The 2,033-nt window shown below is 46.3% G+C and carries 4 protein-coding genes; all 4 read left to right on the top strand.

The window, feature by feature from the left end:
- Window positions 1-893 (top strand): phage baseplate assembly protein V (locus tag J5224_RS25710; RefSeq protein ID WP_264628033.1); only part of this gene is annotated, 893 nt, incomplete at its 5' end.
- A 19-nt stretch (window positions 894-912) separates the two neighbouring features.
- Complete coding sequence (locus J5224_RS25705; RefSeq protein ID WP_264628032.1) at window positions 913-1,212, top strand: PAAR domain-containing protein; 300 nt, start codon at window positions 913-915, stop codon at window positions 1,210-1,212.
- A 29-nt stretch (window positions 1,213-1,241) separates the two neighbouring features.
- Window positions 1,242-1,691, top strand: coding sequence for a GPW/gp25 family protein (locus J5224_RS25700; protein WP_264628031.1), 450 nt, complete (start codon window positions 1,242-1,244; stop codon window positions 1,689-1,691).
- A partial coding sequence (locus J5224_RS25695; RefSeq protein WP_264628030.1) for a hypothetical protein occupies window positions 1,691-2,033 on the top strand: 343 nt, incomplete at its 3' end. The genes J5224_RS25700 and J5224_RS25695, both read left to right, overlap by 1 nt.

Genomic DNA, 2,033 nt, shown 5'->3' with positions numbered 1-2,033 from the left:
TTACTTTTCAGGGAAACGCTAGCGCGACGATTAACAGTTTACTTGAATTGGCTGGCGTTGGTGAACGTTACAACGGCCCACATTATGTTGGTGGCATTCACCACAGTATTGAGAAAGGTCAGTGGATTACCACAGCCGAGTTGGGAATGTCTGCGATGTGGTCGGCAGAACACCGCGATATTGGTGCCCCACCCGCTTCAGGATATTTACCGCCCGTAGATGGGCTACAAATCGGCGTAGTGACAAAATTGGATGGCGATCCAGATTCAAATTATCGCATCCAGATAAAGATCCCAACGTTGAATAGCGAAGCTAATTTAATCTGGGTACGATTAGCCACGTACTATGCTTCATCAGGGTGCGGGAACTTTTTCATTCCCGAAGTGGGCGATGAAGTGATTATTGGCTGTATCAATCAGGATCCCAGTAATCCCATTATTCTTGGCTCACTGTATAGCAGTAAAAATAAAATGCCTGAAGAGATTACGTCAGACAACCATATCAAGACCATCGTCACAAAAAGTAAAATGAAAATTATTTTTGACGACGAAAATAGCGTAATGACGTTAAAAACACCGAACGGCAATTCCATCGTGATTAGTGATAAAGATAAATCCATTACCCTGACTGATCAGAATAGTAATGTGATAAGCCTGGATAAAGATGGCATTGCTATCACCAGTAGTAAAGATATAACTCTCTCAGCCAAAGGGTCGGTAAAAATTGATTCCAGTCGCGATACCACTATTAAGGCCACTGGCGACGCTAAAATTTCAGCGTTAAATGTTTCAGCGCAGGCCAATACGGGATTAACACTGAAAGGAAATGCCACCGCAGAACTCTCATGCTCAGGAATGACGACCATCAAGGGTGCCCTGGTCAAAATTAATTAGCGATTAACGGAGTTGATATATGCCCTTTGCAGCAAGAATTACGGACTTACAGGTGTGTCCGATGGTAACCCCGGGGTTTCCTCCAATTCCTCACGTTGGAGGCCCCATTATAGGACCGAGCGTACCAACGGTCTTAATTGGATCTTTGCCCGCAGCAGTCGTTGGGGATAGTTGCGTCTGCGTTGGGCCGCCATCGACCATTGTTAAAGGATCGGCCACGGTGATGATTGGTGGGAAACCTGCGGCAAGAATGGGTGACACTACCAGCCACGGAGGAACGATCACGCTAGGATACCCTACGGTCATTATTGGCGGTTAACCACAGCCAACGAGGATTGCGTGAAATTTATGGCAAACGACAATGCATTTTTAGGAACCGGCTGGGCATTTCCGCCCTGCTTTACTGGACCCAATCATCAGATTGTCATGAGCTCTGATATACAGGATATCGAACAGAGCTTAACGATTCTACTCTCCACCACGCCTGGGGAGCGACTTATGACGCCCGATTTCGGTTGCCGAATTAATCAGTTTGTATTTGAAGAACTCACGCAGACGGTATTAACCCAGCTCGCCTCTGAAATTCGCCATGCCATTTTATTTTTCGAATCGCGCATCAATGTCGAGGATGTCCATTTTTTACCCGAACCCTTTTCTGGGAAATTGCTTATTCAAATTGACTACAGCGTTATCACCACCAACACGCGTAGCAATATGGTTTATCCCTTCTATTTAAGCGAAGGCACGTTGATAGCACCTCAGTTACTACCGTTATCAAACGAGTGGGATATCGCATAATGACCTCGCGGCAACAGCGGCAGGATGAGGCGATAAATTCATCCCTTTTTAACCCACACGAGCTTAGCTTTGAGCAGTTAGTGGTTTGGGCACACCAGTTTGCCCAACAATTGCCCTTCAAAAACCTGCAGGATCAGGCCGATGGTCACTGGGGAAATTTATTTCAAAAAAGTGAAATCGTGGTTTGTGCCGCGATATCAACCTGTAATACAAAACAGATTCAAGAACAATTCCAGCAAGCCCAGGCACACGGTGGAAACGTGGCCGTCGAGTTTTTACTCATCCTGTTAAAACGGTTGCAGGAGTGGTATCAACACCTCCCGGGCACCCCGGAGACCGCTT

It is taken from the genome of Candidatus Symbiopectobacterium sp. NZEC135 (genome assembly GCF_025962695.1).
The sequence above is the reverse complement of the archived record's forward strand: the minus strand, read 5'-3'. Positions and strand labels throughout refer to the sequence as shown.